At 63.7% G+C, this 22,827-nt stretch carries 22 protein-coding genes and 1 tRNA gene; 11 read left to right on the forward strand and 12 right to left on the reverse strand.

Translation table 11 applies throughout. From position 1 onward, the window contains the following. Window position 1 precedes the first annotated feature (1 nt). From xylA to B9Y97_RS07380, 5 genes are all read right to left on the reverse strand, one after another. Window positions 2-1,312: a xylose isomerase gene (gene xylA / locus B9Y97_RS07360; protein WP_085526138.1), complete on the reverse strand. Its 1,311-nt coding sequence runs from the start codon at window positions 1,310-1,312 to the stop codon at window positions 2-4. After that, on the reverse strand, window positions 1,309-2,760 hold the full coding sequence (gene xylB / locus B9Y97_RS07365) for a xylulokinase (RefSeq protein ID WP_085526139.1): 1,452 nt from the start codon (window positions 2,758-2,760) through the stop codon (window positions 1,309-1,311). The genes xylA and xylB overlap by 4 nt, the downstream gene beginning before the upstream one ends. A gap of 77 nt (window positions 2,761-2,837) precedes the next feature. Then, complete coding sequence (locus B9Y97_RS07370) at window positions 2,838-4,043, reverse strand: NAD(P)/FAD-dependent oxidoreductase (RefSeq protein ID WP_176224322.1); 1,206 nt, start codon at window positions 4,041-4,043, stop codon at window positions 2,838-2,840. A gap of 61 nt (window positions 4,044-4,104) precedes the next feature. Next, a complete protein-coding gene (locus B9Y97_RS07375; protein ID WP_085526141.1) occupies window positions 4,105-4,746 on the reverse strand; it encodes a ChrR family anti-sigma-E factor in 642 nt (213 codons plus the stop codon). Further along, window positions 4,743-5,270 carry a sigma-70 family RNA polymerase sigma factor gene (locus B9Y97_RS07380; RefSeq protein ID WP_085528152.1) on the reverse strand — a complete coding sequence of 176 codons (528 nt, stop codon included), beginning with the start codon at window positions 5,268-5,270 and terminating at the stop codon, window positions 4,743-4,745. Before B9Y97_RS07380 ends, B9Y97_RS07375 begins: the two co-directional genes overlap by 4 nt. A gap of 215 nt (window positions 5,271-5,485) precedes the next feature. On the opposite strand from B9Y97_RS07380, the gene B9Y97_RS07385 reads away from it, so the two are divergent. The 4 genes from B9Y97_RS07385 to B9Y97_RS07400 are packed head-to-tail and all read left to right on the forward strand — an operon-like array spanning window position 5,486 to window position 9,411. Then, complete coding sequence (locus B9Y97_RS07385) at window positions 5,486-6,778, forward strand: NAD(P)/FAD-dependent oxidoreductase (protein ID WP_085526142.1); 1,293 nt, start codon at window positions 5,486-5,488, stop codon at window positions 6,776-6,778. Further along, window positions 6,775-7,533, forward strand: coding sequence for a DUF1365 domain-containing protein (locus B9Y97_RS07390; protein ID WP_085526143.1), 759 nt, complete (start codon window positions 6,775-6,777; stop codon window positions 7,531-7,533). Before B9Y97_RS07385 ends, B9Y97_RS07390 begins: the two co-directional genes overlap by 4 nt. After that, the gene (locus tag B9Y97_RS07395) at window positions 7,533-8,693 is read left to right on the forward strand and encodes an SAM-dependent methyltransferase (RefSeq protein ID WP_085526144.1); all 1,161 of its coding nucleotides are present in this window, start codon (window positions 7,533-7,535) and stop codon (window positions 8,691-8,693) included. The genes B9Y97_RS07390 and B9Y97_RS07395 overlap by 1 nt, the downstream gene beginning before the upstream one ends. Beyond that, window positions 8,686-9,411 (forward strand): SDR family NAD(P)-dependent oxidoreductase, encoded by a 726-nt coding sequence (locus B9Y97_RS07400; RefSeq protein WP_085526145.1) that lies wholly within the window; start codon window positions 8,686-8,688, stop codon window positions 9,409-9,411. Before B9Y97_RS07395 ends, B9Y97_RS07400 begins: the two co-directional genes overlap by 8 nt. Before the next feature lie 9 nt (window positions 9,412-9,420). On the opposite strand, the gene aroE is transcribed toward B9Y97_RS07400, so the two are convergent. The 3 genes from aroE to B9Y97_RS07415 form a co-directional block, all read right to left on the reverse strand. After that, complete coding sequence (aroE, locus tag B9Y97_RS07405; protein ID WP_085526146.1) at window positions 9,421-10,239, reverse strand: shikimate dehydrogenase; 819 nt, start codon at window positions 10,237-10,239, stop codon at window positions 9,421-9,423. Further along, window positions 10,236-10,673 (reverse strand): type II 3-dehydroquinate dehydratase, encoded by a 438-nt coding sequence (aroQ, locus tag B9Y97_RS07410; protein WP_085526147.1) that lies wholly within the window; start codon window positions 10,671-10,673, stop codon window positions 10,236-10,238. The genes aroE and aroQ overlap by 4 nt, the downstream gene beginning before the upstream one ends. Window positions 10,674-10,777: 104 nt before the next feature. Then, the gene (locus B9Y97_RS07415) at window positions 10,778-11,761 is read right to left on the reverse strand and encodes a DUF2793 domain-containing protein (protein WP_085526148.1); all 984 of its coding nucleotides are present in this window, start codon (window positions 11,759-11,761) and stop codon (window positions 10,778-10,780) included. 416 nt (window positions 11,762-12,177) lie between these two features. On the opposite strand from B9Y97_RS07415, the gene B9Y97_RS07420 reads away from it, so the two are divergent. The 5 genes from B9Y97_RS07420 (at window position 12,178) to B9Y97_RS07440 (ending at window position 17,353) form a co-directional block, all read left to right on the forward strand. Beyond that, the gene (locus tag B9Y97_RS07420; protein ID WP_085528153.1) at window positions 12,178-13,299 is read left to right on the forward strand and encodes an extracellular solute-binding protein; all 1,122 of its coding nucleotides are present in this window, start codon (window positions 12,178-12,180) and stop codon (window positions 13,297-13,299) included. Between the two features lie 61 nt (window positions 13,300-13,360). Next, entirely contained in the window at window positions 13,361-14,458 is a 1,098-nt protein-coding gene (locus B9Y97_RS07425) for an ABC transporter ATP-binding protein (RefSeq protein ID WP_085526149.1), read from the forward strand. Continuing rightward, window positions 14,455-15,840 (forward strand): ABC transporter permease, encoded by a 1,386-nt coding sequence (locus B9Y97_RS07430; RefSeq protein ID WP_085526150.1) that lies wholly within the window; start codon window positions 14,455-14,457, stop codon window positions 15,838-15,840. Before B9Y97_RS07425 ends, B9Y97_RS07430 begins: the two co-directional genes overlap by 4 nt. Beyond that, window positions 15,837-16,664 (forward strand): ABC transporter permease, encoded by an 828-nt coding sequence (locus B9Y97_RS07435; RefSeq protein ID WP_085526151.1) that lies wholly within the window; start codon window positions 15,837-15,839, stop codon window positions 16,662-16,664. Before B9Y97_RS07430 ends, B9Y97_RS07435 begins: the two co-directional genes overlap by 4 nt. Next, entirely contained in the window at window positions 16,661-17,353 is a 693-nt protein-coding gene (locus B9Y97_RS07440; RefSeq protein WP_085526152.1) for a hypothetical protein, read from the forward strand. Before B9Y97_RS07435 ends, B9Y97_RS07440 begins: the two co-directional genes overlap by 4 nt. A 7-nt stretch (window positions 17,354-17,360) precedes the next feature. Here the strand turns inward: B9Y97_RS07440 and B9Y97_RS07445 are convergent, their stop codons facing one another. Then, window positions 17,361-17,924: a tetratricopeptide repeat protein gene (locus B9Y97_RS07445; protein WP_085526153.1), complete on the reverse strand. Its 564-nt coding sequence runs from the start codon at window positions 17,922-17,924 to the stop codon at window positions 17,361-17,363. Between the two features lie 105 nt (window positions 17,925-18,029). Between B9Y97_RS07445 and B9Y97_RS07450 the strand changes: the two genes are divergently transcribed. Beyond that, window positions 18,030-18,971 (forward strand): PHP domain-containing protein, encoded by a 942-nt coding sequence (locus tag B9Y97_RS07450; protein WP_085528154.1) that lies wholly within the window; start codon window positions 18,030-18,032, stop codon window positions 18,969-18,971. 93 nt (window positions 18,972-19,064) lie between these two features. Further along, a tRNA-Thr gene (locus B9Y97_RS07455) sits at window positions 19,065-19,140 on the forward strand. Window positions 19,141-19,263: 123 nt separating this feature from the next. Here B9Y97_RS07455 and B9Y97_RS07460 read toward each other — a convergent pair. From B9Y97_RS07460 to B9Y97_RS07470, 3 genes are all read right to left on the reverse strand, one after another. Continuing rightward, complete coding sequence (locus B9Y97_RS07460) at window positions 19,264-20,775, reverse strand: heme biosynthesis protein HemY (RefSeq protein WP_085526154.1); 1,512 nt, start codon at window positions 20,773-20,775, stop codon at window positions 19,264-19,266. Between the two features lie 10 nt (window positions 20,776-20,785). Continuing rightward, window positions 20,786-22,024 (reverse strand): COG4223 family protein, encoded by a 1,239-nt coding sequence (locus tag B9Y97_RS07465; RefSeq protein WP_085526155.1) that lies wholly within the window; start codon window positions 22,022-22,024, stop codon window positions 20,786-20,788. 86 nt (window positions 22,025-22,110) lie between these two features. After that, window positions 22,111-22,785: a uroporphyrinogen-III synthase gene (locus B9Y97_RS07470; RefSeq protein ID WP_085526156.1), complete on the reverse strand. Its 675-nt coding sequence runs from the start codon at window positions 22,783-22,785 to the stop codon at window positions 22,111-22,113. Window positions 22,786-22,827: the final 42 nt, after the last annotated feature.

Here is a 22,827-nt window from a genome sequence, read left to right on the forward strand (position 1 = left end):
CTCAGACAAACCGGTTCACGAGGTTCTCGAGGTATTCCTGCCGCCCCGAACGTGGCTCGGGTTCGATGCCCTCGGCCTCGACCTTTTCAGCCAGCGCCTCAAGGCTCGATTTTCCCGCGAGAACATCCTGCCATGTGTCACTATTCCAGCCCGAATAGCGATCTTCGACGAACCCATCGAGCGCGCCATCCTCCAGCATCGCGGCAGCCGCCTTGAGCCCTCGGGCACAGGTGTCCATCCCGCCGATATGGCCGTGCAACAGATCCTCCGCATCGAGCGACTGGCGCCGCAGCTTGGCGTCGAAATTGGTACCGCCATTGCCAAACCCGCCGGCCTTGAGAATGTGGTAATAGGCCAGCGCCACCTCGGGCACGTTGTTCGGAAACTGGTCGGTATCCCAACCTGATTGGTAATCGTTCCGGTTCATGTCGATCGAGCCGAAGATGCCCAGCGCGTTGGCGAGGGCGATCTCGTGCTCGAAGCTGTGCCCGGCAAGGATCGCGTGCCCCTGTTCGATATTCACCACCACCTCGTTCTCCAGCCCATGGCGCTTGAGGAAGCCATAAACCGTGGCGACATCGTAATCATACTGGTGTTTGGAGGGTTCCTGCGGCTTTGGCTCCACCATGATCTGCCCCTCGAAGCCGATCTTGTGCTTGTACTCCACCACCATGTTCAGCATCCGGCCCATCTGCGCGTCTTCGCGCTTGAGATCGGTGTTGAGCAGGGTCTCATAGCCTTCACGCCCGCCCCAAAGCACATAGTTCTGCCCATCGAGCTTTTTCGTGGCGTCCATGCAGGTTTTGATCGTGGCAGCCGAATAGGCAAACACCTCCGGGTCCGGGTTGGTCGATGCCCCCGACATGAAGCGACGGTGGCTGAACAGGTTGGCGGTGCCCCAAAGCAAGCCGACGCCGGTTTCTTCCTGCTTCTGCGCGAAGATGTCGGTGATCTCTTCCAGAGCCCGCGTATTTTCGCGGAAATTGCCGAAATCGGGCCGCACGTCGGCATCGTGGAAGCAGTAGAACGGCACGCCAAGTGCTGTGAACAGCTCGAAGGCCACGTCGGCCTTGAGCCGGGCCTTGTCCATCGCGTCCTGCGGATACCAGGGCCGGTCGAACGTCCGTCCGCCGAAGGGATCGAGCCCTTCCCAGGCAAAGCTGTGCCAATAGGCGACGGCGAAGCGGAGGTGATCCTCCATCCGTTTGCCCATCACAACCTCGTCGGGATTGTAATGGTGGAAGGCGAGCGGGTTGGTGCTGTCAGGCCCCTCGAAGGGAATGCGCTCGACAGGGAAAAATCCGGTGCTCATGTGAACTCCTTCAGGGCAGGGTAAAGCGCGCGATATTGCGCATAGGCGGTGTCATAAGCGTGGGCGAGATCGGCGCGCGGCGCGATCGTGCGGGCGACCGCGGGGCGCGTCATAACCTCCGAAGGGGCAGCGCCGGTATCGCCGACGATGGCAAGCCGGGCCGCGCCCAGTGCCGCGCCGAACTCGCCTTTCTCCGGCAGGTCGATCGGCACGCCAAGGAGCGTGGCGATCAACTCGACCCAGTAATCAGATTTCGAGCCGCCACCGATAGCGAGCAGGCGATTGAGCGTGGTACCGGTCGCCTTCAGGGCCTCGTGGTTGTCCTTGAGCGCGAAGGCCACGCCTTCCATGACCGCCTGGGTGAGTTCCTTGTGACCGTCCCCGATCGAAAGCCCGACGAAAGCACCGCGAATGCGCGCATCGTTGTGCGGCGTGCGTTCACCGGAGAGGTAAGGCAGGAAGCGGATGGTGCCCGGACCGTCGATCCGATCACCGAGCAATTCACTCAATTCCGCCGGTTTAGTGCCTGTTTGAGCCGCGAGCCAGTTCAGGCAATCGGTCGCTGCGAGGATCACCCCCATTTGATACCATGTCTCGGGCACCGAGTGGCAGAAGGTATGCACGGCCGTCTCCGGGCTGGGTGAGAAGCCCGATTTCGCCGCGAGCAAAACGCCCGAGGTGCCGAGCGAAACGAAGCCGTCGCCTTCGTCGAAACAACCCACGCCGCAAGCCGAGGCGGAATTGTCTCCGCCGCCGCCCACCACCTTGACGTTTTCGGAAAGCCCCCAGCGTTCGGCCACCTCACGGCGCAATGTGCCGGAAACCTCCGACCCTTCCACGAGTCGTGGCATCTGGTCGAGCCGCATCCCGGCCTTGTCGAGCAATTCCTCCGACCAGGCCCGCTTGCCGGTATCCATCCAGGAGGTGCCGGCACTGTCGGACATATCCGAAGCATGATCGCCGGTGAGCCAGAACCTCAGGTAATCCTTTGGCAGGAGCACCATGGCGACGCGCGCGAAGACCTCGGGCTCATGTGCCTTGACCCACGAGAGCTTGGGCGCGGTGAAACCGGGAAACACAATATTGCCGCTGATCACACGAAATTCCGGATCGCCGTCCATCGCTGCCGCCTCGGCGGACGCACGCGTGTCGTTCCACAAGATCGCGGGTCGAAGAACTTCGTTGGCGGCATCGAGTAAGGTGGCACCGTGCATCTGGCCGGAAAGCCCGATCGCCCTCAAAGCGGCCAGTTCCTTCGGGTGGCTCTGCTTGAGCGCGTCCAGCGCGCGTTCGGTGGCCGCAACCCAGTCAGCCGGGTCTTGCTCGCTCCAGCCCGAATGCGGATGTGCCACGTGAAGGGCCTGGTCGGATGCGGCCAGCACCCCGCCTTCACCATCGACGAGAACGGCACGCAGGCCCGACGTGCCGAGATCCAATCCGAGATACATGTGTCCTCCCGTTCGGTCGATTTATTTCAACCACTGAAATAACTATGAACCCGACTCGGGAAGCAAGTCAACGCCGCTCAGATGATCGCCGCCTCATCTTGCCGGACACCGCGCCGCACGCGGTCGATCCCGAGCGGCGAAAGATCGAGCGTCTGCCAGCCGCCGGTGGTGATCCACTCGGCAAGGCCCCGCCCCATCGCGGGCGCCTGTTGCAGCCCGTGGCCCGAGAATCCGTTGGCATAGAGAAGGTTTTCAACCTCGTCGTCAGGACCGACGACGGCGTTTTGATCGAGCGTGTTGTAGGCATAATGCCCGACCCACTCGTTCACCACGCGGATCGCCTCGAAGGCGGGAATGCGATGCGCGAGAACCGGCCAGACCTTTGCTTCCCACAGGCTGTGATCGGCGGCGAAATCGTCAGGATCGACGGCCGGATCGTGATCCGGCGTCGCGCCCGCCATGTAGTAGCCGCCATCGCTGCGCACATGCACCCCGGTGGGATCAATGGTAAGCGGAAGCGCCCGGTCGAGCGGCCGTTCGGCCTCGAACACCCAGGTATAGCGTTTTCGTGGCTCAACCGGGAGCGCGCGCCCGGCCATCGAGGCCACCTGCGCCGCGCGGGGCCCTGCCGCGTTCACAACCCACCCGCATCCGATTCGCTCGCCGTTGGCCAGACGCACCGCCCGGGCCCGTCCGGCGTCCACCTCGATCCCCACGACCTCGCCGGATACGAACTCGACCCCGCGCTCCCGGGCAAGTCGCCGCCACCATTCAAACATCGTGCCACCGTCGAAATAGCCCTCGTCACGCAGGTTATGCGCGCCGAGCAAAATATCGTCGGTGCGGTAGAACGGATAGGCCTGGGCAATCTCGTCCGGCGTCATGATCCGCGAGCCTGCGCCGAGTTTGGCCTGCATAGAGACTGTTTTCTGCAGATGCGCGGCGAAGTCCTCACTGCCTGCGAGATACATGTAGCCAAAGAAATGGGTGTGGATATCGGGCACCCGTTCGTCACCCATTTCCTCGCGAAACGCCGTCACGTAGCGCGCAGCGAACTGGCTGATACGCACGTTGATCTCGCTGGAAAACTGCTGCCGCATGCAGGAATTGCTCAACGCGGTTGAGCTGTTCCGATAGCTGGGATCTCGCTCGACCACCAGCACGCGACCGTTGAACACCGGGTTCGCGGCGAGAAACCACGCCACGCTCGCACCCATGATGGCCCCGCCTATGATCACCACGTCATAGGTGTTTTCGGCTGGAACAGTCTCGAATTGCGCCATCGGCAGGGCCTCCCATCAGACACACCATGTCTGACCGAAAGTGCCGCCGAATTCCAGAGTGTCAGATGCCGAACAGCGGCTGCAGCAGGCGCGGAAGGAAGGTGTTGAACTTCAAAGGCGCATCGGTGGCGGCCAGCACGATACAGGGCGGGCCCGCATCGGCCACGGGCGTATGCTCGAGCTCGGCATCGGCAACCTCGACATCGCCGACATCGAAATGCCCGACTTCGTCGGAAAACCCGCCTTGCAGAACCAGCGTCAACTCGGTTCCGTGATGACCATGATCGGGCACGGCCTGTTTCGGCGGAATGAACAGCAGCCGCGAAAGCCCGTCGTCATCGCCTCCGATAAGGCATTGCTTCACGCCACCGCCCAACGCCTTCCAACGCGGTGCCTTACCCTTGAGCGCATCCATAACGGGACCGGGAAAAACACCCTCACGCCCGCGCGGCGCGGGCTCGGGTTGCACCGGATCGTCAAGGTGATCGAGCACCCGCGCAAACAGATCGGGCGAAACGGATTCGGCCGCGATGGTATCGAGAACAGCGCCACCGGCCGCTTCATGCGCCGCCAGTTCTGCCCGGCACTCGGTGCACAACGACACATGCGCCGCCACGACGAGCGAAAACGCCTGCCCCAGAGACCCGGCGGCATAGGCTGCCAGAATCTCGCTGGGGATGTGATGAGAGATATTTGCACTCATTCCTGTCTCAAGTCCTTCAGCTCGTGCCGCAACCGCTCGAGACCAAGCCGTATGCGGGATTTGATCGTGCCGAGCGGCAGCCCGGTTGCCTCGCGAATCTCGGTATGGGTGAGTTCCCCGAGATAGGCGCGTTCGATCATTTCGCGTTGCGCGGGGGCCAGCTTTGCCAGTGCCTGCCTCAGTTTGTCACTTTCCTGTTCGAGCGCGATGACCTGGCCGGCATCGGGCTCATCATCGCTCTCGTCATCATTTGCCAATGCCTCCGGTACGGGCCGAGCTTCCTTCCGGATCACGTCAATCTGGCGATTTCGAGCAATCTGGTAAATCCAGCTCGAAACCTGGGCCCGCTCGGGATCGAACAGATGCGCCTTGCGCCAGACCGTCAACATGACTTCCTGAACGATATCTTCGGCTTGGGCCTTCGGTGCACCTGCGCGCATGACGAACCCTTTCAGTCGCGCCGCGTAGTGATCGAAAAGCTTGGCAAAGGCAGCCTTGTCGCGCTGATCGCGGATTGCGAGCATCCAGACGGTCTGCTCGGAATATGCCGCTTTTCGCCCGGCGTTTGCTGTCACGATAGTCTCTCTTCCCGCGGACATCGTGGCCGCGATCGGTTTGGGGGCAAGAAGGTCATTCGCACTCAGCATATCGGCTTTACGCGCATGCGCCAGCGTCGGATCAAAAATGATCTGGGAGGGTCTTGCGGCCGTAGGCGGAGGACAATCATGACGGAGTTTCCATGTCGTTCGACGCCCCCGTAACCAACCCGCAGCGAATCGCCATCATCGGCGCCGGCATCTCGGGCCTTGCCGCCGCCTATGAACTGGCCCCCTACCATGCGGTTACGCTCTACGAAGCCGAGCCGCGCCTTGGCGGCCACGCCCGCACAGTGACTGCCGGCATGCAAGGGGATCAGCCGGTCGATACCGGTTTCATCGTCTTCAACTACGCCAACTATCCGAACCTGACGCGCATGTTTCAGGCGCTCGATGTGCCGGTGAAAAAGTCCGACATGTCGTTCGGCGCGAGCATCGACGGCGGCTCGGTCGAGTATGGGCTGAAAAGCCTTGGCGCGCTTTTTGCCCAGCGCGGCAACATCGCCCGGCCCCAGTTCCTGCGGATGGTTCGTGACATTCTGAAGTTCAACGCCAGGGCCGAGGCCGCCGCGATTTCAGACGATGTGACGATCGGAGACCTCGTCGACAATCTCGGACTCGGCGACTGGTTTGAGCGTTACTACCTCATGCCGATCTGTGGCGCGATCTGGTCGACACCGCCTTCCCAGATCCGCGGTTTCCCGGCAAAATCGCTCGTGGCCTTCTTTCGCAACCACGCTCTGCTGTCCGCCACCGGTCAGCACCAATGGTGGACGGTTGACGGCGGCTCGATCGAATATGTCAAACGCCTTGCCGATCACCTGAAGACGCGCGGCGTCGCCCTGCGCCCCGGAACAGCGGTGAAGTCGGTGGAACGCCAGCTCGGAAGTGTGACTGTTCATGCCGAAAACTGTGCGCCCGAGGTTTTTGACCAGGTTATCTTCGCGAGCCATTCCGACGATACCCTGCGCCTGATCGCGCACCCGACCGACGCCGAGCGCGCGGCGCTCGGAAATCTCAACTACCAGGACAACAAGGTGATCCTGCACCGCGATACCGCCCAGATGCCCCGCCGCAAATCGGCGTGGTCTTCATGGGTCTACAAGGCCGATGGCGCGGGCGATGAAACCAGGATCGGCGTGAGTTACTGGATGAACCGTCTGCAAGGCATTCCCGAGAACGACCCGCTTTTCATCACCCTCAATCCCGTGGGCGAGATCCCCGAGCATCTGACATATGACGAGGTGACCTTTCGTCACCCGGTGTTCGACCGCGCCGCGCTCTCTGCCCAGAAGGCGCTCAACGCAATCCAGGGTCAGAACGGCACATGGTTCGCTGGTGCCTACCTGAGACACGGGTTTCACGAAGACGGATTCGCCTCCGCGGTGCGCATCGCGAGGGCGATGAAGCCGCAAAGGGTATTGCTGGCAGCATGATCCAGACCCCTCTTCATATGCCCGGGCAAACCGTCCACGCCCGCCGGGGCGGGCCAGACAATGCCTTCCGGTACGGCATTGACTACGTGCTGATCGATGCCGAGCGCGATGAGCCAACGCCCGCGCTGTTCTCGCGCAACCGGTTCAACCTGCTCGCGGTGCATGACCGCGACCATGGCGGTGCGCGCGATGCAGGTGAGGGCGCGGCCTGGGCGCGCCGGGTGTTGGCCGATCATGGGCTCGCACCCGATGCGGATGTGCGCATCCTGCTCCTCACCCAGCCGCGCTTCCTGGGCTACTGGTTCAACCCGGTGAGCTTCTGGCTGGCGATGGAAGGCGACGATCTGTGCGCCGTGATCGCCGAGGTCAACAACCCGTTTGGCGACCGCCATTCCTATTTGTGCGCCAATCCCGGCTTCGCACCGATCACCGCGCGCGACACGATCACCGCCGAAAAGGTGTTCCACGTCTCGCCGTTCCAGCGCATCTCCGGCGAATACCGGTTCCGCTTCGATATCAGTGCCGGGCGCATCGCGATTTCGATCACGCTGCTTGACGGCGAGAAGGGCCTTGTCGCAACCTTGTCGGGGCCGTTGGTGCCGCTGGGCACTGGCGGGATCCTGCGCGCCAGCCTGCGCCGCCCGGCCGGGGCCCTGCGCACCATTGCGCTGATCTACTGGCAGGCCGTCAAGCTGAAGGCCAAGGGCGCGCGCTACCGAACCCGACCCGCACCGCCAAATGAGGAGGTTTCCTGATGTCTTTCATTTCCGACCGCGTGAAGCGCGATTTTCTCGCCACTTGCGAGCGCGTCACGCGGGGGTCACTCACCGTTCGGACCCCTGAGGGCGGCGCACACCATTTTGGCAAAGGTATCCCCGAGGCCGAACTGCAGATCAACGATTGGGGTGCCATCACCGCCACGGCGGCCCGCGGCGACATCGGATTCGGCGAAGCCTACGTGGCCGGGCTTTGGGATTCGCCCTCGATCCAGTCGCTGACCGAGTTGGTGCTGTTGAACTATGACGAATTCGAAGGCTACGCCAACGCGACGTTCTGGAACACGCTCAAGTTTCGGCTTGTCGACAGGCTCTTGCGGGCGAACTCCAAGCGCGGTGCCTCGCGCAATATCCGCGCGCATTACGATGTCGGCAACGAGTTCTACCAGACCTGGCTCGATCCTTCGATGACCTATTCCTCCGCGCTGTACACCGAGGATGACGACGATCTGACCCGCGCCCAACTTCGCAAGTACGATCGCATCCTGAACCGGTTGAGCAATGCGGGCGAGCGCGTGCTTGAGATCGGCTGTGGTTGGGGTGGATTCGCGGAACGCGCCGCCGAGAGCGGGCGTCACGTTACCGGCCTGACGATTTCGCCAAGCCAGAAAGGCTACGCCGACGCCCGTCTCGACGGCAGAGCCGAGATTCGCCTGCAGGATTACCGCGAGGCCGACGGCAAGTTCGACAACATCGTGTCGATCGAGATGATCGAGGCGGTCGGTGAGCGCTACTGGCCGACCTATTTTGCCAGGATCCGCGACCGTCTTGCCGAAGGTGGCCGCGCGGTGATCCAGGCGATAACGGTGCCCGACGACTACTTCCCGACCTACCGCAAGAATTCCGATTACATCCGGCAATACACCTTCCCCGGCGGCATGCTCCTGTCGGACGCGGTGATCCGCGATCAGGCCCGGGCGGCCGGGCTGGTCGTGAAAGACAGTTTTTCCTTCGGGCAAGACTACGCCCGCACATGCGCCACCTGGGCAGAACAACTCGAAGCCGCCAGGCCGCGCCTTTCGATGCTGGGCTATGAGGGTCCATTCCTGCGCAACTGGCGCTACTACCTCGAAATCTGCGCTGCCTCCTTCGCGGCCGAACAGACAAACGTGGTGCAAGTCGAGCTGACCCATGCGTGATCTCGCCGGGAAACGCTACTGGATCATCGGAGCCTCGGAAGGGCTGGGGCGCGCTCTGGCAAAAGCCCTCGACGCCGAGGCGGCTTCTCTTGTGCTGAGCGCCCGCAGCGAAAGGCGGCTAGCCGATATCGCAAGCGATCTGCACGACGCAAAGGTGGTTCCGCTCGACGTGACAGACCCGAAATCAGTGTCTGACGCGGCACAATCGGCCGGCGATTTCGACGGCATCATCTACTGCGCCGGGGCCTACGAACCCATGAAGGCGACCGAGTGGAACGCGGATGCTGCCGCACTCATGGCCGAGGTGAACTTTCTGGGCGGACTTCGGGTTCTGGGGCAGGTCGTGCCTCGTTTCCTGGAAAAGAACGCGGGCCACATCGTGTTGATCGGCTCGCTGTCCGGCTTTCGCGGCCTGCCCGGCGCAATCGGCTACGGTGCGTCCAAGGCCGCCCTGATGCACCTTGCGGAAAACCTGCGGATCGACCTGCGCGAAACCTCCATCGAGGTGCAGAGGATCAATCCCGGCTTCATCCGCACACGGCTTTCCGTGAAGAACGACTTCAGCATGCCGCAGATCATGGAACCGGACGCCGCGGCAGCGCGAGTCGTCAAGGCTATGAAGGGCCGGCGGTTTTCAACAAGCTTTCCCGCACCCTTTTCATGGCTGTTCACCCTCGGGCAGCATCTGCCCATCGGGTTGTTTCACCGGATCTTTTGAAAACAGGCTCTATTTCAGTGGAATCGTCATCGCTTTGATGATGGGGGCCGTGTTTGGCCGGCGACCCCGCCACCACGCAAACGCCTCCGCAGCCTGCTCGACCAGCATGCCGACGCCATCGGCAAGCCGCGCTGCACCTGATTGCTCGGCGAGCGTCAGAAACGGGGTCTTGCCCTTGCCATAGGCCAGGTCATAGGCGAGGAGGGCACCTTGGAAAGCGACCGGCGGGATCGGCAGGCCTGCCCCGGTCAGGCTGGCCGAGGTGCTGTTGAAAACGATATCGAACCCGCCATTGATCGCGTCATAGCCGCAAGCCCGTATCGAGCCGCGCGGCCCGAGCAGTTCGCAGATCTCCTCCGCCTTCGAAACCGTGCGGTTGGCGATCACGATCTCACCCGCACCGGCCTCCAGAAAAGGGACCAGCGCGCCGCGCGTCGCCCCGCCTGCCCCGGCAAAGAGCACCCGCCTCCCCTTGATCTCAACACCGATGTTGCTGACGATATCGCGCACCAGACCCACGCCGTCGAAGTTCTCGGCGATCAGCCTCCCGTCTTCGACCTTCACGCAATTCGACGCCCCGCAAAGCACCACCGCCTCGTGCGCTTCGTCGGCGAGATCGGCGGCTTCGACCTTGAACGGCACGGTCACGTTGAACCCCTTGCCGCCCGCATCGACAAACGCCCGCACGGCTGCGGCAAATCCGTCCACGGGGGCCTCGATCGTCTCATAGATCAGGTCATCGCCAAACTGTCGTGCAAACGCGCCATGAATGAACGGGCTTTTCGTATGGCTGAGCGGGTTGCCGAAAACGGCGTATCGGTCGGTCATGCCAGCAGCGTTCCCATGCGCCGCATCGCCAAGGCGTAACCGTCCACCCCGAACCCGGCGATCACGCCTTCCGCACGCAATGACACGTAGGAATGATGCCGAAAGCTCTCCCGCTTGTGAATGTTGGAAACATGCACTTCGAGCACCGGCCCTTCATAGGCATTGAGCGCGTCGAGGATGGCCACCGAGGTATGCGAATAGGCACCCGGGTTGATGATGATCCCTCCCGCCTCGTTGCGGGCCTCATGGATCCAGTCGACAAGCTGGCCCTCGTAGTTCGATTGCATCAGGCGGACCGCAAGGCCAAATCCCCGCCCGACCTCGATGCTCATCGCCTCGATGTCCTCAAGCGTATCGGCCCCATAGATCTCGGGTTCGCGCTTGCCGAGAAGGTTCAGGTTCGGTCCGTTCAGGATGTAGATCAGGTTGCTCATCGCACTTGTCCTCGGGTTTGTGCCCGATGTTTGGCATCAAACGCCCGAGGGAACAAGAAAAGCCGGGGGCGCTCGTGCCTGCCCCCGGCTTTTTCAACGGTCGGTCAGAACCAGCGCCCGAGGGCAACCAGGCTCACAGCGGGCGCAACTGCCTCCGACCCGGCGGTGTCGAAGGAGCGCACCTCGACACCCGATGCGCTCTGACCGTCAATGGTGACGATCGCGGCACTGCCGCCCTCCACCGTCGCGGTCACGGCAACGGCCGCGCCGGCAAAGGTGGCGGGAAACGTCCAGTTTGCCGCCGCGCCACTCGCCGTGGCAAAGCCGTTTGCCCAGCACATCATCGTGCCATCGGCAAACTTCGTGAAGCCGCCATTGGCGTTGGCACCGGTCTCGAACAACGCATCTCCGACACCGGGGCTCGCCGCCACCGTGCCCACCACGTTGCCGGAATGGTAAACCTGCATCCCCGGTGTGATCCGCAGCGCCTCATCCCAGACCACGCCGTCACCACTGAGCTTGATCGAGAAGGCATCCTCGCCCGCAAGCCCGATCTCCGCCCGGCCCGCCCAGTTCGTCTGGAACAGGAGCGCGGCGGTATCGCTCGTGGCCGCCTTGTTGATCTTGAGATGGTGACCCGCACCCTCGTGATTCAGAAGTGTGGCCGGTGCCGCAACCGCAAGTCGGTTGATCGGATCGGATGCGGTGTTGACCCCGACACCATCAAGATTGTCGAAATCCACATTGGCAGATACCGGTTGCCAGCTTGTGCCGGTCCAGATCCGGATTTCCGCGCTCGCCGCAAGCGTCGCCCGCCAGCCCACTTGCGGCCTATGGAATTGCCACGCCCCATCGACCCAGACCGCCAGGGCCTCATCCTGCCCCGACCACGCATCATTCGCGCCGAACCCCAGCGCATATACTTCGCCTTCGTGGGGGAGTGTCGGCGGTGTGGTGGCACCAAAGGCTTCGACGGTGAGTTGCACCAGAACATCGAGCACACGCAGTGCTTCATTGTGGGTAACGTGTTTCTGCGCTTGTGCAGGTTGGATATAGGGCAATTCGAGCCTGGGCGATGTGTCCGACATAGGGCCTCCTGCGAACAAGAATGTTTCCGCCCCCTGATACCGATCCGTTCCCGAATGCATGCCGAACCCGACGTGCGCGACGTTAACCTACCACGGTTTTGAATCACCCGCCGCTTGCCCCGAAAGAGGCAAGGGCGGAACTTCTGCCGGATTGTTGTGGGGTTGCTGACGGCCCACAAAACCCGTGTTGTCACGGGTCGGCCAAGGTCTTGAACCCGTTGCAATACAAGCTTCCCGCCCGGACCCTGCCATTGAAGGCCTTGGGGTTGGTTCGCCGGTGGCCGCCAGTCTGCCGATCTCCCTGATGGCGCACGTGTCACGAACTCGTTGCACACCTGTCAAGTTTTTGAATCCTCCCGCCTGTAGGTGGGACAATGGCCGCCAAGGCGGATTCAGACATTCAGAGAGAGAAAAACATGACCATTTCCCGCCGTTCCATGATCCAGATGGGCGCCGCCGCGGTGGCTGCCCCCGTCGTGCTCAAGGCTACAGACGCGCTCGCTTCGTCGGGCTCGGTGAAAGTGTTGGCCTGGCAGGACTACATCCAGCCCAACATCGCCGAAAAGTTCGAGGCCGATACCGGCATCAAGCTCGAACTGACCACCTTCGGTTCCAACGACGAAGCTGAATCGACGATCCGCGCCAACGGTGGCAAGGGCTTCGATATCGTCTTCCCCTCGATCACCAACGGGCCGAACTACGCCGACGAGAACGGCGAAAGCTACTTTGGCGAGGTGCCCGCGGATGTGAACGTCGATGCGATCATCCCGTCGTTCCTGCGCGATTCCGCCACGCTCGGCGGCGTCGCCGGCGGCAAGCAGGTTCTGCTGCCCTTCGACTGGGGCACCGAGGGGATCACCCTCAACCGGGCAGAACTGAACATCACAGATGCCGATCTGTCCTACGGCGATCTGTTCCGGCCCGAAGCCGTGGGCAAGGCCGCCTTCCGGCAGAAGTCGGTTGTCATGGGTGTTGGCCTCTACCTCGATGCGATCGGTGAAGTGCCGTCGAACCGGATGCTCGACGTCTACCGCTCGGAAGAAGATGCCCGCCGCGTCTGGGGTGCCACCGTCGAGTGGATCATCGCCCGCAAGGAAAACTTCGGCGCGTTCTGGAACAATGCCACCGAAGCCACCGCCGCCTTCAAGGACTCCGGTGCGATCATCGGCCAGACCTGGGACACCACCGGCCTGCTGCTCAACCGCGAAAACTCCGACTTCGTCTACCGCGCGCCGAAAGAGGGCATCATCACCTGGCTCGACAGCTTCGGAATGCTGCGCGAAGCCGAGAACGTGGCACAGGCGGTCGCGTTCATGAACTTCATGCTGCAGCCGGAAGTCGGCGGCATGTTCGCCAACAACACCGGTTACAACTCGGCCGTTGCCGGCTCGGCCGACTTCGCATCGGAAGAGTTCAAGCGCCAGTTCAACGAGGTCTACACCCCCGAGGTGCTTGGCAACATGTGGTGGTGGCAGGCCGATACGCCGTTCTTCGCGCCGGTCCGCGACGAATACGTCGAGATCATCACCAACGCCTGATCGGTATTTCAATGAAGCTCGGGCGGCCCTTTGCGGGGCCGCCTATTTCCATGAGGGCCAGATGCGCGGCAAGGACGTGACGCTCGACTCTGTGTCGATCACCTATCCAGACGGTTTCACCGCCGTCCAGCCCACCGATCTTCACGTCGAGGCGGGCGAGTTCTTTTCCATCCTCGGGCCTTCTGGGTGCGGCAAGACAACCATCCTGCGCGCGGTCTCGGGGTTCATCGCCCCCTCCACCGGGCGCGTTCTGATCGGCGGCGACGATATGGTCGGCAAGGGCCCCAACCAGCGCCCCACCGCCCTGATCTTCCAGAATCTCGCGCTGTTTCCGCTCATGCCGGTTTGGGAGAACGTCGCCTTCGGTCTCGAAGCACGAGGCTTGTCGAAACGTGCCCGCCGCGCAAGGGCGCAGGAGTTGCTGGATCTCGTCGCGCTGGGCGACCAGGGCGACAAGCGGCCGGGCGAGTTGTCCGGAGGCCAACGCCAGCGCGTGGCCATCGCCCGCGCGCTGGCGGTCGAGCCTGCCGTTCTGCTCCTCGACGAACCGCTTTCGGCACTCGATCTGAAGCTGCGCCAACACATGCGCGCCGAGTTGCGCGCGATCCAGCGCCAGACCGGGGTGACCTTCATCTACATCACCCATGATCAGGGTGAAGCGCTCACCATGTCGGACCGCGTGGCGGTGATGAACCAGGGCGTGATCGAGCAGGTGGGCACCGCCGACGAGGTCTATTCCGCGCCCACCACCGCCTTCGCCGCGAGTTTCGTCGGCGAGGCCAACCGGTTTGACGGGACCGTGCAGGGGGTCTCTGACGGGCTGGCGGAGATCGCCACCGCACGCGGCGTCTTTCGCGGTCGCAACCCCGCCGGTCTTGCCGCCGGAGATGGCGCCATGCTGTTCGTGCGCCCCGAGGCGATGGCGCTTGGCGCCGGCGAGAACACCCTGTCGGCGCGGCTTATGCGGCGTGATCTCGAAGGCGCTTTCGTCAACCTGTTCTTCGATTTCGGCGGGCAGGAGCTTGCCGTCCACGTCACCAATACCGGCGAGGCCACCTGGCCCGATGGCGATGCCGATGTATCCTTCGGCACCGCCAACGCGGTGATCCTGCCTTCGGGCCCGCTTGCGCGCACCGGCCGGGAACTGGCGGCGCAATGAAGGGTTTGCTCACCGGATATGGCCGCGGCCTGACAGCAGCCTTTTTCCTCGCCGCCGCGCTCTGGGGGATGCTGCTGATCATCCTGCCCCAGCTCACCATGCTGGAGCGCTCGCTGACCACGCCGAAGCGCGCGTTCGACAGTTCGGTGGCGCAAACGCTGGCGAACGATGCCAGCATCTGCATCTCCACCCTCCAGCTCCATGCCGACGACGCCGCGCCGGAGGCCGCGACCGGCGGGCTCGCGGTGCCCTCGGCGGGCGGCATGGGCGTGCCCAGCCTGTCGGGTGCCACCACAGGCGGCGAAACCACCGGTGCCACGCGGCCCTATATCCTGCAATGCGACCGTGCCACGACCCATGTCGCACTGGTGCGCGGCCAAGACGGCGTCCCGGCGTGGCTCGACACTGCCTATGACCTGCCCCGCCTCGCGGTTTCCGAAGCCGATCCGATTGCGGACCAGATCGCGACGGCGAAGGAAATCGAGGCATTGGCGCGCCAGGCCTTCACCGAGATCAGGGCGGTCGAGACCGGCGCGCGGCCATGGACCTTCGAGAATTTCGCGATCCTCGCCGCACCCCGGATGATCCCGCTCGGCGCGGAGCAGAAGGCCATCGAGGACGCCAAGCTCTCCAAGAAGCTCATGGGCCTCGTAGGCTTGCGATTCGAGCGCGACGGCCAGACCTGGGAGCGGATCGGGCTGATCACGCTCACGCGCACCATCCTCTTTGCCGTCGCCGCTACCGGGCTCGCCCTCATCGTGTGCTACCCGATCGCCTACAAGGTCGCGCTGGCAACTCCGCCGGGGCGCGCGGTCTGGCTATTCACCGGCCTCGTCATCCCCTATGCGATTGTCGAACTGATGCGGATCTACGCCTGGACGACGATCATCGACAACCAGGGGGTGATCAACTCGGTCCTGATGTGGAGCGGGCTTACCGATGACCCGGTGCAGCTCAAGCGCAGTCCGCTCACCGTCTTCGTGGTGATCGTCTACACCTACGTGCTGTTCATGGTTTTCCCGATCTTCAACGTGATGTCGACGCTCGACCGCAACCAGATCGAGGCGGCGCGCGATCTCGGTGCCAAACCGTGGCGCGTCCATGCCCGGATCGTCATTCCGCACGCCAAACCCGGTATCGCGGTGGGTGCCATCGCCACGTTCATGCTGGCGGCGGGGGCATTCTCGGTGCCGAGGATCATCAGCCGGGGCTTGCAATCGGAATGGTTCGCCCAGACGATCTACAACAAGTTTTTCGAAAGCGAGAACTCCAACGTCGGTGCCGCCTACAGCTTCGCCTATACCCTGATCTGCTTCGCGCTCGTCGCCTTCTTCATGTGGGCGATGCGCACCCGGCTCAAGGATTTCGCGAGGCTGGCATGACATCTCATCGCATCCTCACCCTCTACACATGGGCTTTCCTCGCCTTCATGTTCGCGCCGCTGCTGCTGATGATCGTCGCGTCGTTCAACGATGCCTCGCCGCCTTCGGTCACCGACTGGCAGGGTCTCACCTTCAAGTGGTACGAGTTCTTCTGGATGGACACATCCACGATACGCGAAGACCCGGTTTTGCGCGCGCTTGACCGTGGCCGCTTCGGCGGCTGTTTCGGCAATTCGCTCTATGTCGCCGCCTGGGTGGTGCCGCTCTCACTGGTGCTCGGGCTGGCGGGCGCGGTGCTGCTCACCCGCTGGCGCTCGCGCTTCAACGGGGTGCTGTGGTGGGTGCTGCTCTCGCCGATGCTGGCCCCCGGCGTTGTGCTGGGCATTTCGGCGCTGGTGTTCTGGAACCGCCTCGGGGTGGATGCCGGGCTTTTCACCATCATCGCCGCCCAGGTCACCTTTATCGCCGCCTACCCGATGCTCATCCTGATGGCGCGTCTGCAGCGCCAACCCGTGGAGCTGGAAGAGGCGGCGCTCGATCTCGGGGCGACGCCGTTTCGCGTGTTCCGCAGGCTCACCTTGCCCTACCTGTTTCCGGCCCTTGCCTCGGCCGCCGTGATCGCGTTCATGGCCAGCATGGAAAACTACAACACGACGATGTTCGCCAAGGGCGGCTCGTGCACCTTCGCCACCGAGATCGGGGCGATGGCGCGCAATCCGAACGGCCACCCGCCGGTGATCAACGCGGTGGGCACCGTGATCATCCTGATCACCGTGGCAGCCGCCACGCTCCACACCGTCCTCGCCCGGCGCGAAATGAGATGATCCGCGCCCGCTGTCACCCGGCTCTGGAACCCCTGTTGCCGCGCCCCGCCCCCGCGCGCGCGGTTCTGCCCGACTGGTTCAAGGCGATGCCCGCAGAGGTGCAGGCCGCGACGCTGGGTGGCGAGGAGGTGCGCACGCTCAAGCATTGCCCGCCGCTGATCGACGCGCTCTCCACCGGCGTGATGATCCCGCTCGCGGCCGATCTCACCATCTCCGGTGGCGAAATCTCCTGGGACTGGGATCCGCCGATCCTGCCCGATACCCGCATCACCCGCGCGCCGGTCGGCCTGCATGTGCCCGAGCAGGCAACCGGGGTGCCGTTCCAGCTCGATATCGGCGCGGTAGTCAAGTTCATGAATTTCTGGACGCTTGAAGCCGACCCCGGCTTCTCGCTCCTTTTCACCCACCCGCTGAACCGCGAAGACCTGCCGTTCCGCACCCTCGCCGGTCTCGTTGACGGCGACACCTTCAAGGATGGTTACGTCCATTTTCCGGCGCTCTGGACCGATGCCGGTTTCGAGGGATGCCTCCCGGCCGGCACCCCGGTGGCACAGGTTTTCGCGGTCCCGCGTGACCGGCAGGGGCTTGAGGTCGGAGTAATGGATGCCGAAGGCGTGGCCCGAAATGCCGAGATCCAGAAGGCGCTTTCGGAGGAACGCGGCGTCTACCGCAAGCGGTTCCGTCACTGAACCGGGGTCATCGCCGCCTGCGCCGCAAATCGAGGGGGATGGCGCCCTTCGAGCTGCGCACCAATGCAAGCACCACCGAAGCCCGGTCCGGGTGCGACTCAAGCAGCCGGTCGCGGCGCGCCTTGGCGTCCTCGGCCCGGGTTTCTGCAGCAATCCGGTAGAGCGCGATCTCGGCCTCGTTGTCGGCCTCGAACCCTTCCCATGTCGCCCGCGCCACTTCCCAGCGACCAAGACGCAGCGCGACCCGGCCAAGATTGCGCCGCGCGTCGAGATCATCTGGAGCCAGCGCGAGCGCTTCCTGAAAACCTTCGAAGGCGGTTGCAAAATCCTCATGCAGAAGTGCCGCGCGCCCCATCTCGAACCAGGCGTCGGCGCGTTCGGGCGTGGCGGCGATAACCCGGCGCAGCGCAGCTACGGCTTCGCGCCCGCGTCCCAGTTCGATCAGCACCTTGCCATGGTTGTAGACCAGCGAAGGGTGCGCGCCCGGCACTGACGCGACTGGCCCGAGGAGCGCTTCGGCACCTTTCCAGTCGCCTGCAATCAACAGGTCTGCCAACTTTTTCGCGTGCATCGGCAATATCCTTTTGCTTGCCTCCAAATATCAGCGCAACACGACAGTTTTGTCACAAATCCTTTGCCGGCTGCGCGTATGCGGAGCGAAACCAAGGAGCACCCGATGCAACTGTCTGCTTTCTCCGCCCCCGGCCGTTTCTGGCGGGGCAATCTCCATACCCACTCCACCCTGTCCGATGGATGTCTCGCGCCGGAGGAGGTGTGCCGCCGCTATGCCGCCGAAGGCTATGACTTCATTTCCCTGACCGACCATTTCATCGGGCGCTACGGCTACCCGATTGCCGATACCCTGCCGTTCCGCTCCAACAGTTTCACCACCCTTCTCGGGGCCGAACTGCATTCCGGCGCGATGGAGAACGGCGAGCTATGGCATATCCTCGCCGTCGGTCTGCCGCAGGATTTCACCGCGCCCAACGCGCCGGATTTCCAGCCTGTGGCGGGGCAGGAGAGCGGCCCGGAACTCGCGGCGCGTGCTCGCGCATCGGGGGCTTTCGTCGCGATCGCGCATCCGCACTGGTCCGGGCTGACGCTGGCCGACGCCCGCTCGATCACCGCGGCACACTCGGTCGAAATCTACAACCACGGCTGCGCCATAGGCTGCGACCGCGAGGGTGGAGGCCATGTGCTCGATCTGCTGCTGAGCGAGGGGCGCGACCTCACGCTGATCGCGACCGACGATGCGCATTTCACCGAGCCCGATCATTTCGGCGGTTGGGTCATGGTCAAGGCCGAGGCCAACGATCCCGAGCTTCTGCTTGAAGCCTTGAAGACCGGTGCATTCTACTCCAGCCAGGGCCCGGAAATCCGGAACGTGGAGATCCGCGACAGCGAGGTTTTCGTCGAAAGCTCGGCGGTGGCGTCGGTCATCGTCCAGGGGCGCGGCCAGGCCGCCCTCGCCGTTCACGGCACATCGATGACCCGCACCAGCGTCGCGCTCGACCGTTTCCGTGGCTCGCCATGGCTGCGGGTGACGGTGGTCGACACGGCGGGAAAGCGAGCCTGGTCGAACCCGGTGCGCTTCGAAAACACCGCGACAGGGAACTGACCGGGACAACTTCGATTCCCGGGCATGCGTCGGGCGGTCGCCAACATATGGTTCTTGCAACCCAAAGCGTGGACGTTTAAATCAGCGCCTGTCGCCGCAGTAGCTCAGCTGGTAGAGCAATGCATTCGTAATGCATGGGTCGGGGGTTCGAGTCCCTTCTGCGGCACCATTTCCATCACATGGCAATGCGCAGGGGCCAATCCTCGAAGCAGTCCCGAAAACGAGATTCTCGAAAGCCCCGAACGTCTTGACGGTGTTGGGATAGCCGGTCGCGCAATGCGCGTGTGTGGCGCTATTTGTCGTGCCTGGCCTCAACCTCGGGTGCCAACTCCGAAGCCACCGTTTCATCGGGATCAGCGTAATCTGCATGTGGCGGTTCAGCCACCGTTTCCGGCTCCACCTTCGGGGCGTCAGGCGCTGTGGGTTCTGGTTTCGCAACAAGGAGTGGAAGCATTTCGGCACCGCCATGGATGCGCCCTTCACCTTCGGCGGGAACCTTCCAACTCAGCGTGTCGAAGGCGCCGCAGTTGCTGCAGACCGGTGCCCAGTCGGCGTGGATCTGGTTGCACTTGTCACATACCCACTGTGGCCCGCGCGAAGCTGTCACCGCCCGCGCCAACCAGGCCCGGACGGCTTCGTCGTCGCCACCCTCGCCACGTTCGATAGCCGCCATCAGCGCAAGCGCGCGCTGTGTCGGGTCGGTTTCCGCCAGATCGCCCAGCGCCTTGCGGGCGGCGGAAAAATCGTTATCGGCGATATGCAGTTCCGCCAGAAGCATACGCGTTTCCGGATGCTCTTTCTGGTATTTTGTCAGTGCCTTGAACCGCTTCAGGCGCGCTTCCGGCGTCTCGTCAGGCTCGATGGCAGCGAAGGCCGCGGCAAGGTCTGGATGCGGTGATACCTGCCAGGCCTTGGCCAGAACCCGGGTGGCATAGCGCGGGTTGTCCTGTTCGAGATAGCTCTTGGCGGCCAGAACCGCCCCCGGGATCAGGTCGGGCGAGAGCTTGTTGGCCTCGATCGCCGCCTCCCGCGCGCGAATCGAGTTGCCCTCCTCGAAGATGTCCTTTGCCTCCTGCAGCGCCAGGACGGCATCGCGCCGCTTGCCGACATCTTTCGGCAGGGCCCCGGTCTTGACCTTGGCCCCCAACGTTTTGCGTGCACCCGCCCAATCGTTCCGGGTTGCCTGCAGGGCAAGCAGGATATCGCCGGTTTCCCCGTGACGTGGTTTCAGCGCGAAAGCCTTCTCTGCGAGCTTCATCGCAGTTTCGGTGTCGCCCTCTTCGAGCCGCTGCTTCATGATACCGCGAACACCGACAAACCGCGTGCGCTCGTCCTGCAACAGCCGTTTGTAGACCACTTCGGCCTTCTTGCGATCCCCCGCCATCTCGGCCGCCTGCGCGGTGATCAGGTTGGTCAGTTCCGGTCGGTGCAGGAACTTCTCCGCCCGCGCCGCCTTCGCCATCGCCACCCGCTCCTCGCCAGAAGCCAGCGCCATCAACCCGTCGGCAAGCGCCTCGTACCCCTTGCGCTCTCGGTTCCGGTCGAAATAGCGCGAGATCGCGGTTTCATCGCCGTTGAGGAAATGCACCACCGCCGCAAGCAGACTGACGATCTTGAGCAGAAGCCAGACCGCCAGAACGAACAACGCAAAGGCAATCACCGCCTGCAAAGCGCCAAGATTGAACTCGAGCGCACCCACGGCGATGCGAACACCGCCCCCGGTTTCCATCAGCCAGCCCGCGCCGAGCGCCGCCACGGCGACGAAGGCGACGAACAGGACGATCTTGAACATGGACCAGAGCATCACAACTGCCTCATTTCGCGTTCAGTGCACGTGCCAAGGCCGCGCCCGCATCAAGCGCCGACTTGCGCGCGGCGGCCATTTCCTTCCACGAAGCGAGCGGCAATGCCGCCGCCTCGGGCATCGCGTCAAGTTCGCTCAACGCACCCTCTATATCACCGCGCTTCAACGCCGCCTCGGACCGCGACAGGATCGCATCGGGATCGTCACCCTCGCGCGGCTCGAGCGAGCGGGTACCGAGCTGGTTGCGCAGAAAGGCGCTCATCCGGCCCATGCTGCCGTCCTCCACCGCAGCCTTGATCGCCGCATCGAGCGCGTCGCGCGCGGCGGGCGGGAAAGCCTCCTGCAGTTCCAAGAGCGTCGGCACCCCGGTGGCACCGGCTTCGGCCAATGCTTCGGGCGGCTCGACTTCCGTCACCCGCTGCAATTCAGCGAGCGCGTCGTCAAAGGGCTGCCCGGTATCGAGTGCCGCAACCACGCGGGCAAGCGCCGTTCGGCCGGCCGCCGCCTGTGCCGCCTCGGCCGCATCTTCCTCCAACTGGCCAACATCGGCCTGTTGCGCTTCCAGATCCGCAAGTTCTGCCTCGAACATCTCGCGCAGCGCCACGAGTTCGCGCTCGTAAGCCGCAGCCGCCGCCTGCGCGGCTTCGGAGCCTTCCGGAGCCAGGCGTTCGACGGCATCGAGCCGGTCCGCAAGTGAATCGACCCGCTCGGCAAGCGCGGTGAATTCCGCGGCAATCTCTACGTCGAGACGTTGGGTTTCGGCGCTCAGGTCTGCCAAGGCGTCGTCCCGCGCGGTATCGGTTTCCAGAACGGCCAACCGATCCGCCAGTGCCTCGATCCGTTTGCCTTGCGCGTCGATCACGGCCACCAGCGGATCTTCCTCCGGTGCGACGCCGGGGAAGGGCCAACCTTCCGGCACAACGTAGCGCGCCGCGGCAAACCCGATCACGGCAGCCATTGCGCCGCCGAGCAGCAGTGCAAGAAACCCGCCGCCGCGCCGCCGCTTTTCATGCGGTCCGGTTTCGTCGCGGCTTTTTTCTGCGTCAGCTTCAGGTTTTGCCGCGGAATCCTTCTCCGTCTCGGGCACGGAGGGTTCATCGGCCCGGGTTTCGCCTTGCGCATCCTGCGCCTCGGCAACGTCCTCGGACGTGTCCGGGCTTTCTTCAATCACTTCGGCATCTTCGACCGCCTCTGGCGCGGTCTTCGCCTTTGCCTTCTGCCGGCCTGACGCATTCGGTGCTTTCGCCATCGGTCACCTTTCGAATCTCTGCGAGCGGCCTCCGACCCCTCGACAACTCCAAGCCTATCCACCGCCCCCGGTGGCGACAAGGTGACTTAGTCCCGCAGCCTCGCAACCGTGCGGGCACGCATTTCCGCGCCTGTCGGTCGCTCGCAGACCTCGATCGCCTCGGAACCTGTTTCCGCGCACCAGGCTTCAGCCACCGCCGGGCTGATCGCGATCACCTCCAGCCCCGAACCGATGCGCATAACTTGCTTCGCGAGCAGGACCGCTGAACGCGGCGAGAACAGCGGGAGGATCACCTTGCCCTCCCCCTCGATCAAACGCCGGGCTTCGTCGGTGAGTTCACGCGGAACCTGCCGGTAGATCACCGCCTCATGTGTCACTATTCCAGCCGAAGTGAGCCTTTGCGCCACATTTCCGCGCGCATGCTCCCCGCGCAGGTGCAAGAGCGGACCGCTGCCGTTGAACCCGGCCAGAAGATCCTCGGCATCATCGGCCACACGCATCACTTGCGCACCTTGCGCCCGCGCCGCCCCGGCGGTGTGTTCGCCAACACACCAGGCCCGAACCCCATGCAACCCTGGCAGGAAACGCAGCGCATTGGCCGACGTGAGGATTACCCCGTGATACGTTGACAGATCTGGCTGCACACCGGTTCCGACGATCTCCATGACCGGAGCGATCACCACCGGGGCCCCGGTGCCAAGCTTTTCCGCAAACGCCCGCGATTGCGCCTCGGGACGTGTGAGCAGGAGCGTCGCGGTCATCAGCGCCTCGCGGGATTGTCTGGGGCCTCCCGCGGTGTTACC

The sequence above is a fragment of the Maritimibacter sp. HL-12 genome, assembly GCF_900177545.1.
In the GTDB taxonomy this organism is placed as follows: Bacteria; Pseudomonadota; Alphaproteobacteria; order Rhodobacterales; family Rhodobacteraceae; genus Sinisalibacter.